The organism is Streptomyces sp. SID486 (genome assembly GCF_009865385.1).
Lineage (GTDB): Bacteria > Actinomycetota > Actinomycetes > Streptomycetales > Streptomycetaceae > Streptomyces.
Window position 1 is genome coordinate 1 of the sequence record NZ_WWJT01000799.1, and the last position, 8,389, is coordinate 8,389.

Annotated in this window: 8 protein-coding genes; 3 read left to right on the top strand and 5 right to left on the bottom strand. The window is 70.6% G+C overall.

Features of this window, described 5'->3' with window-relative positions; all coding sequences use genetic code 11:
• The 3 genes from GT045_RS38000 to GT045_RS39295 all read left to right on the top strand — a co-directional run.
• The coding region (locus tag GT045_RS38000; protein WP_161336993.1) for an IS481 family transposase at nt 1-548 on the top strand (548 nt) is incomplete at its 5' end.
• A gap of 283 nt (nt 549-831) precedes the next feature.
• Nucleotides 832-1,413: a hypothetical protein gene (locus GT045_RS38005; RefSeq protein ID WP_161336994.1), complete on the top strand. Its 582-nt coding sequence runs from the start codon at nt 832-834 to the stop codon at nt 1,411-1,413.
• 64 nt (nt 1,414-1,477) lie between these two features.
• A complete protein-coding gene (locus tag GT045_RS39295; protein ID WP_202529467.1) occupies nt 1,478-2,059 on the top strand; it encodes a hypothetical protein in 582 nt (193 codons plus the stop codon).
• Nucleotides 2,060-2,318: 259 nt separating this feature from the next.
• On the opposite strand, the gene GT045_RS40365 is transcribed toward GT045_RS39295, so the two are convergent.
• From GT045_RS40365 to GT045_RS40370, 5 genes are all read right to left on the bottom strand, one after another.
• Nucleotides 2,319-2,612 (bottom strand): hypothetical protein, encoded by a 294-nt coding sequence (locus GT045_RS40365; RefSeq protein ID WP_237539201.1) that lies wholly within the window; start codon nt 2,610-2,612, stop codon nt 2,319-2,321.
• 340 nt (nt 2,613-2,952) lie between these two features.
• Nucleotides 2,953-4,110 (bottom strand): SUKH-4 family immunity protein, encoded by a 1,158-nt coding sequence (locus GT045_RS38015; RefSeq protein ID WP_161336995.1) that lies wholly within the window; start codon nt 4,108-4,110, stop codon nt 2,953-2,955.
• A gap of 553 nt (nt 4,111-4,663) precedes the next feature.
• Nucleotides 4,664-4,789, bottom strand: a complete 126-nt coding sequence (locus GT045_RS40610) for a hypothetical protein (protein ID WP_272921488.1) — start codon at nt 4,787-4,789, stop codon at nt 4,664-4,666.
• Nucleotides 4,786-7,095 carry a molybdopterin cofactor-binding domain-containing protein gene (locus GT045_RS38020; RefSeq protein ID WP_161336996.1) on the bottom strand — a complete coding sequence of 770 codons (2,310 nt, stop codon included), beginning with the start codon at nt 7,093-7,095 and terminating at the stop codon, nt 4,786-4,788. The genes GT045_RS40610 and GT045_RS38020 overlap by 4 nt, the downstream gene beginning before the upstream one ends.
• On the bottom strand, nt 7,092-8,389 hold a 1,298-nt coding region (locus GT045_RS40370; protein WP_237539202.1), incomplete at its 5' end, for a (2Fe-2S)-binding protein. The genes GT045_RS38020 and GT045_RS40370, both read right to left, overlap by 4 nt.

The following is an 8,389-nucleotide window of genomic DNA, read 5'->3' on the forward strand; positions in this document are numbered from 1 at the left end:
AACTGGTCCACGTCGACATCAAGAAGCTCGGCAACATCCCCGACGGCGGCGGCCACAAAGTCCTCGGTCGGCAAGCGGGCCGCAAGAACCGCCGGAACGCCGGCTACAGCTACCTGCACACGGCCGTCGACGACCACTCCCGCCTGGCCTACAGCGAGATCCACACCGACGAGAAGAAGGAGACCGCCACCGCATTCTGGCACCGGGCCCACGCCTTCTTCACCGAGTGCGAGATCACCGTCGAGCGGGTCCTGACCGACAACGGATCCTGCTACCGCTCACGCGACTGGCGCGATGCCCTGGCGAAGGCCGGGATCGTCCACAAGCGAACACGGCCCTACCGGCCGCAGACGAACGGCAAGGTCGAACGCTTCAACCGCACCCTGCTGGACGAGTGGGCCTACGCCCGCCCCTACCGCTCCGAGGCCGAACGACGCGCCGCCTTCAGCGAGTGGCTGCACACCTACAATCACCACCGCGGACACACCGCGCTCAAGGGCCAACCACCCGCCAGCCGCGTCCCCAACCTCACAGGGCAGTACATCTAGCGCGGGAAGCAGACCTCCGCGCCGCACGACGACTGTGTCTCCGGTGACACCTCACGATCGCGGTACGGCTTTCTTGCCCGCTGTCGACCCGGTAGAGCCGCCTGCGCCAGCGTGCTACCCGAAACCTTTAGGCATACAATCAAAGACATCCAGTGGATTGCTGACTGAGACTCCACCCGTCAGCGTCATGCGATGTTTGAAAACGTCGAGACGCAATGAAACAGGCGGCAAGCAGAGCGAACTTACACCTATCCGCGGTATTGCCAGACGCCAGGAATACGCTATGGCGAATCCTAATTACCCCCCGTTCCCTCTACTCGTTAGCTCGGTATCGAACCAGCAACACATCCTTGTCCCGCATCAAGAACTGGTTCGCACCAGTGCGGGAGTTACGACAGGCAGCCGATCCATACTTATCATCCACACCGGACAACTCGTTTTTGAATTTCCACCCAATAACCCATTTGATCAATTGCGCAAGGGAACCGCGGTTGCATTCACCCCCTACTCTTCCGGCGAAGTTCAGGTTTTTCACCCGGACACCGAACAGATCATCACCACTTCCACGGCAGCGTCACTGGCATCCTATCGAGACTTTGCCGCGGAGCACGAGGCTCACATGATTGCCGCCGTAGACGGCGCCGAGGCGCGCCTCGTGAAGCAAACAGTCGCCGTAGACGACCCCCTCATGCTGATCCTCCAGATTGAACTAGCAGCCTTTTACAGCACCATCTGGCGGGTGTCCTACCAAGTCAACGTGAGGATAAACGAGCCTCCTGGTGTAACTCTCCCACCCAGCTTATTCGATCGATTCGAAGACAACGAGAATTCCATAATTCCACACTTCCTTCCGCAGGGCTTCTGATTTACCTAGCCCAGCAGCGCATGCCGCACCAGCATCTTCGGGGGTCAGGCACTTGAGGGATGCCATGGCAAATATCAACTACCCCCCGTTCCGCTTGCCGCTTAGCGCAGTAGCCGACGAGCAGCACATCTTTATCCCGCACCGGGAACTGGCTCGCGACCCTGCCACAGGCCAGCTCACAACCAGCCGAGCGATACTCCTTATCCATACCGGGCAGCTCCTCTTTTCGTTCCCAACAGCGCCCACTTCTCACCTGACGAGAGGAACCGCAGTTGCATACGTGCCCTACTCCAATGGCAGAGTTCAAAATTTCCATCCGAACATAAAAGATGAGCACATTAGCACTGCCTCGACAGCGTCGCTTACATCTTTTGAAGACCGCGGCGCAGACCCTCCTGAGACTGAAATGATTGCAGCCGTGGACGGTGCAAGGGCACGGCTCGTGAAGCATGACGTGGGCATATTCGGCAGCCCTATCATGTTGATCCTTCAGGTTCAGGTGGCATCGTTCTACAGCACTGTCTGGCGAGTTTCCTACCAAGTGAACGTGCGGATATTCGGCATGCACCTCTCAAACGACGTTTGGGGTTGGTTTGAAGACCCTTCGAAATCACTGTCCCCGACATTCCCGGCGAGGGGCTTCTGAACAGCGAAACGTAATTTCTTTGCACCCGAAGAGGGGCGGACAGACGCGGGGCGGCCCGGCGCTTCGCCGCCGCCCTCGCCGAACTCGCCGGCCGCTCTCCTCTCGATACGACAGGGCCCGCACGGTCCATAGCTTGCCCTGTCTCCCCTCAAACAGCCATCCTGCCGACTTCCAGCTTCTCCAACGCCTCGCTCATCGTCGGTCGCAAGACACCGAACCTCTCGCACAGTGCGGAAGCGCTCGGGAAGGGTGCCCCGACTTACAGGTCGTCATCCATGAAGACGTCGGTGGGCCGTTCCGCGAGGGGCCGGCGGTCGGGCCGCTGCCCCTCGCGGAGCACGCGCCAGCGTCCGCCCGGAACCGGCTCAGCAGCGCCCGCCCTCTGAAGCACAGCAAAAACCCGGAGCACTACACCACGCGAGACTCCGTGATCAGGCATGATCTCTGCGACTGCCGACAGCTCCACCGCCTTCGGGTCTGCATCGATCTGCGCCTTGAGCGCATCCGCGATCTTCTGAAGGGTTCGCGCGGGCTCGCCTGCTGCGACACTCACCCTCTCGCTCTGTCGTCAGGGTCAAGCGTGCCATGTTGAGCCTCGTACCGAAGCGCCCCGGTGGCTGGTCGTGTGGGCCACCGCCCACTGCCTTGACCAGGCAAGATCCCCCCTTCACCGTCTCGTTCATAGCCGTACACGGCCGTTCGGGGCCGTTCACTCCGACCCTCGAGACATGGCCCTCGCGCGGGAATGAACGGCCCTGAACGACCCCGGATCACGCCCTGACCAACCAGGACAAACCTGCAAAGCGAGTTACGCGGGTTCGATTCCCGCCACGGCCTCCAGAGGGCGGCATCCCGGAAGGGGTGCCGCCCTTTTTCGTGGGGGCGCCGAGGGGTCAGAGGGCGCTGTCCGTCTCGTCCTGGAAGAGGTCCGTCCAGTAGTGCCAGGTCGTGGTGGGCAGGGTGGCGGTGGGGTCCAGGGTGTTGAGGGTGTGGGTCATCGCCGTGACCAGGTGGTCGTAGGCGTGGGTCGTCAATTCGTGACGCAGGTGGGCGTCGATCGTGCGCTCGTGGTGGATGAGCCACAGGGTGAAGGCCAGTGTGGAGACGTCGGTGTTGAGGGAGTGCAGCGTCCCGTCCGGCTCGCTGAAGGTGAGGACCCCGCCCGTTCTGCCGTCCACCACCAGGCTGGTGGCCCCCGGCAGGCAGCCCAGGCGGATCAAGTGGTCGCAGTGAGCCGGTAGTTCGGGTACGGCGCGGTCGGGGCAGTCCTCGGTGAAGTACTCCCGCAGCGTCGGCAGGGGGACGTCGGTGTCGGCGTGGAAGAGCACCGCCTCCTCCGGCAGCCCCGTCTCGCGCAGATAGCGGCGGGTCGGCTCGTGGGTGAGCGTGGGCGGGAAGTCGACCTCTTCGAAGCGGGCCACCCTGCCGTGCCCGAACTCCTGGTCCAGGACGCGCGCGGGGACGTCCAGGGCGAGTCCGGACGCCGTACCGGGGCCGGCGATGAGGGAGAGGGGGCGGATCAGGGCCGCCGCCTTCCAGTACGGCGGGACGGCACCGCCCGTGTCCTGCTCGAAGAGGGTGAGCAGCCGGCGGGACGCCTCGGTCACCGTCCTCGGTCCGTACTGGCCCGCCAGGGAGGCGAACCGGCCGCGCAGGCCCGTCAGTTCCTCGGTGACCGCGGCGAAGCGCAGCAGCGTGTGCAGGGAGGGGGCGAAGGGGCGGGGGTCGCACCGGCCACGGAGGTAGGCCGTCGTCAGCTCGCCCGTGGCGCCGTCGAGCAGGATCGACTCGCGCTCCCTCCCGGCCGTGGAGAGCAGTTCGCCGATGACCAGCCGGCCGCGCAGTTCCTCGGCCAGCCGGAAGGGGCCGTCGGCGGCGTCGGCGAGCGTGCGCAGGCCGTGCGTGCGGAGCGGGGAGAAGGTCAGCAGGTCGGTCTCCGCGGGTAGGCCGGCACCCGTGAGCAGGCCGCGCGTCGGCGCGTGCGTGACGAAGCGGTCCAGCTCCGCCTCGGTCAGCGTGATCGCCGGAACCCCGGCGTCGGTCGTGCTCATCGCTCCCCCGCGATCCTCGCCATGCGTGCCGGGCGTGCGTACACCGGCGTACGCGGCCCTCGGGCAGGTGCCCCCACCGCTGCGCACACTACGCCGCCCCACTGACAACGGCCCTCGGAGAGGGAGACGCGGGACGGCCACGGCCCGTTGCGTGTCCCCGGCGGATCGCCGGGACCGGCGCCGGTGCCGGTGCCGGTGCCGGTGCCGGCCCTACGGCGAAGGGGCGGGGCCGGGCGGCACCGCGGAGGGCCGTGGCCGGTGGCCGCCCTCGGGCAAGGGGGGGGCGGGCGGCCTCGCGGATCACCGGGGCCGGTGGCCGCCCTCGGACGAAGAGGAGTCTCGCGGGCCGCCGGGCCCGTGCCGCCGTCCTCCGACGGGTGCGGGGCGGATCGTCGTATGCGCGGGCGGTCCGTCGGCGGGTGCGGGGCGGGTCGTCGTATGCAGGGGCGGTCCGGACCGTGCCGCCGTCCTCCGACCGGCTCGGGGCGGATCGTCGTATGCGGGGGCGGTCCGTCGGCCGGTTCGGGGCGGATCGCCGTGGGGCGGGGCGGGGTTACGTCAGGTAGATCCCGCCGAGCACCACCGCCAGGGCCGCCAGGGCGAACAGCCCGGCCCACAGGAGGAGTCTGCCCACGCCGGGCGCGGGCTCGTAGCGGGGTTCGCCGGGCGGTGGGCTCATCGGTCCGTGACCACCGCCGCCTGCGGGCGGATGGGGAGGCGGTTGACGGGGCGGCCCGTGGCGGCGCGGACGGCCGAGGCGATCGCCGCCGGGGCCGTCACCACCGGGACCGCGCTGACCGACTTGGCGCCGAAGGGGGCGACCACGTCCCGTTCCTCGACCAGTTTCACGATCCGGATGTCGGGGGCGTCCAGCGCGGTCGGCAGGGCGTAGCCGGTCAGGTCGGGGTGGCGGATCAGGCCGCGTGGCGTACGGAGGTTCTCGGTGAGGGCGATGCCCACGCCCTGAGTGACGCCCGCCTCGATCCGTGCGGCCAGCTGGGCCGGGTTGAGGACCCGGCCGACGTCCTGGGCGACCGCGAGTTCCACCACCCGGACCGAGCCCAGCTCGACGTCGACGTCGACCACGGCCCGGATCGCGCAGAACGCGAGGCCCACGTAGGCGTCGCCCTGGCCGGCGGCGTTCAGCGGCTCGGTGGGGTGCGGGCGGCACTGGGCCGTGGCCCACAGCTCCTTGCCCTCCAGGGCCTCCGTGACGGTGGTCGACAGCACCCCGTCGTACGAGGTGATCTTCCCGTCGGTGATCTGCAGCAGCTCGGTTGACATGCCGAACTTGTGGGCCAGAGGCTGCAGGAGCTGCGTGCGGACCATCTTCGCCGCGCGCTCCACCGCGCCGCCCGACACCCAGGTGTGCCGGCCGCGGCAGCCCGCGCCGGCCGGCGGCTGGTCGGTGTCGACGGGGGCGACGTGGACCTCCTCGATACCGAGGGTCTCCTGGACGATCTGCCGGGCCAGCGTGGTGAAGCCCTGGCCGGTCTCCACGGCCGCGCACAGCACGGTCGCGACGCCGTCGTGGACCTTGACCGTCGCCGTCGACACCTCGTCGGCGCCCTCCGCGCCGAGCATGTGGACCATGCCCAGGCCGTAGCCCACGCCCCGGCGTACCGCGCCGGGTTCGCCCGCGCCCTCAGGGCCGCCGGGCAGCAGCCACTCCTCCTCCGGCGTGTCCTTCGGAAGGGCGGGCAGCGGGAAGTCGCGGACCGTCTGGAGGAGTTCGGCGACGGGTGCCGGGCAGGTCACGGTCTGGCCGATGGGCAGGACGTCACCCGTCGCCAGGACGTTGCGCAGACGCACCTCGGCCGGGTCCAGGCCCAGCTTCTTCGCCAGCTTGTCCATCTGCGCCTCGTAGGCGGCGCACACCTGCATCGCGCCCTCGCCGCGCACATGCCCCGAGGGCGGGTTGTTGGTGCGCACGGCCCAGCCCTCGATGAAGGCGTTGGGGACGACGTACGGGCCGCACGCGAAGGAGACGGTGGCGGCCAGGGCCTCGGCGGAGGTGTCGGCGTAAGCGCCCGCGTCCAGCAGGATCTGCGCCTCCACCTTCACCAGCTTGCCCTCGGCGTCGGCGTGGTGGCGGTAGCGCAGCAGCGTCGGATGGCGGTGGGCGTGGCCGAGGAAGGACTCCTCGCGCGTGGCGGTGAGTTTCACCGGGCAGCCGGTCCTGAGCGCGAGCAGCCCGAGCGGGAGCTGGAAGCCCTGGTCCTCGCGGTCCGCCGTGGCGCCGGGCACGCCGGTGACGACGATCTTCACCCGGTCGGGGGGCAGGCCGTAGCAGGCGGCGGCCGTGTTGCGGTCGCTGTGCGGGTCGGTGGAGGCCAGGTACAGCTCCACACCGCCGTCCGGTCGCGGCACGGCGAGGCCGGCCTCGGCGCCGATCGGGGCGGGGTCCTGGCGGCCGATGCGGTAGAGGCCCTCGACGACGACCTCGCCGGCCGCCTCGGGGTCGCCGTGGTGCAGCGGGATGTGCCGGATCAGGTTGCCGTCGGGGTGCAGCGGCTCGGCCTCGAAGGCGTGTTCCGGGTCGGTGACGGGGTCGAGCACCTCGTACTCGACGATGACGGCGGCGGCGGCCATCCGCGCGGTGTCCGGGTGGTCGGCGGCGACGGCGGCGATGGGCTCGCCGTGGTGCCGTACGACCTCGGAGGCGAACACCGGCCGGTCGGGCACGCCCCGGCCGTGGCGGGGCGTGCCGGGCACGTCCTCGTGGGTGACGACGGCGCGGACGCCGGGCATCTCGCGCGCGTGGGTGGTGTCGATGGACACGATGCGCGCGTGCGCGTGCGGGGAGCGCAGTACGGCCGCCCACAGCAGGCCCTCGGCCCACAGGTCGGCGGCGTACGGGAAGGTGCCCTCGGTCTTGGCGCGGGCGTCGGCGTGCGGCAGGGAGGCGCCGAGGCCGTGCGGCAACGGCTCGGCCGCGGGGGCGGGTTCCGCCGCGCTGGTCGCGATGCCGGCTTCGTTGCTCACGCCTGGCCTCCGTCCTGGCCGTAGTGCTGGTCACGCTGCCCGGGCGGCGTGCCGTAGGGGCCCGGGGCGTCACCGTAGGGGTCCGCGGTGTCGCCGTACGGGTCCGCGGTGTCCCCGTAGGGGTTCGCGCCGTCGCCGTACGAATCCGCGGTGTCGCCGTAGGCGGGGTCCTGGGCGTCCCCGTAGCCGTCGGGGGTGGTCTGCGGGATGTCGAACACGCCGGGCGCGTCGAAGGCCGAGGGGTGCACGCCGCCGGAGCCGGGGCCCGCCTGGTGCGGGATACGTGCCTCGTCCCCGTCCGTCTCGGAGCCGGCGTGGGCGCCCTCGCGCTCGGCGACGACCTCCTTGACGGCCTCCAGGACGCCCCGGTAGCCCGAGCAGCGGCACAGGTTGCCGCAGAGGGCCTGCCGGGTCTCCAGCTCCGTCGGCGCCGGGTTGCCCTCCAGCAGGTCGTGCACGGTCATCGCCATGCCGGGCACGCAGAAACCGCACTGCACGGCACCGCACCGCGCGAGCGCGCGCTGTACGTCGGAGGGCTGCCCCTCCTCGGCCAGCCCCTCGACCGTGCGGACCTCGCTGCCGGCCGCGGTGACCGCCGGGACCAGGCAGGAGGCGACCAGGCGGCCGTCGACCTGCACGTTGCAGGCTCCGCACTCGCCCTGCGAGCAGCCGTCCTTGGCGCCCGCGAGGCCGAGCCGCTCGCGCAGCACGTACAGCAGGGACTCGCCGATCCAGGCGTCGGTGACCGGGCGGTCGGTGCCGTTGACGCGCAGCACGTAGGAGGCGAGGGGGTGGTCGTCGTGCGGCGGCAGCGCTACGGCGGCCTGGTCCCCGGCCTCTTCGGGAGCGGCCGCCCCGTCCGGTGCCGGGTCCTCGGCGGCGCGGTCACCCTCGGCGGGAGCGTGCGCGTCGGCGGGGCCGTGCGTCCCGGCGGGTCCGGGTACGGCGGTTCCGTCCCCGGGCGCGGTGGCCGGGTCGCCCGGGTCCGCCGCGGCGTCGGCCGGGGCGGGACCGGACTCGCCGGCGGGGTCCGCGGGGTGAGCCGTCGTCACCGGGGCCTCGGACGCCGCCGGATCGGGCGTGACCGGCGCTGTGGCGGACCGGGGCGCGGCGCCTGGCCCCGTGTGCTGTTCGTGGCCCGCGGGGGCGTCTGCGGGGCGCTCAGGGGCTTCGGCGAGGCCGTGTGCGTCCGCTTCCGGCGCCGTCCCGGGCTCGGGCCGCGTCCGCTCGGCCGGGACCGGCTCCCCGGAGGCGTCGGGCGCTCCCGGTCCGCCGGGCGCCGCCGCACCGCCGA

Excerpts from the sequence above, each read along its gene's own strand:
- GT045_RS38005 (WP_161336994.1), top strand. The coding sequence starts at position 832 with ATGGCGAATCCTAATTACCCCCCGTTCCCTCTACTCGTTAGCTCGGTA.
- GT045_RS38015 (WP_161336995.1), bottom strand. The coding sequence starts at position 4,110 with ATGAGCACGACCGACGCCGGGGTTCCGGCGATCACGCTGACCGAGGCG.
- GT045_RS40610 (WP_272921488.1), bottom strand. The coding sequence starts at position 4,789 with ATGAGCCCACCGCCCGGCGAACCCCGCTACGAGCCCGCGCCCGGCGTG.
- GT045_RS39295 (WP_202529467.1), top strand. The coding sequence starts at position 1,478 with ATGGCAAATATCAACTACCCCCCGTTCCGCTTGCCGCTTAGCGCAGTA.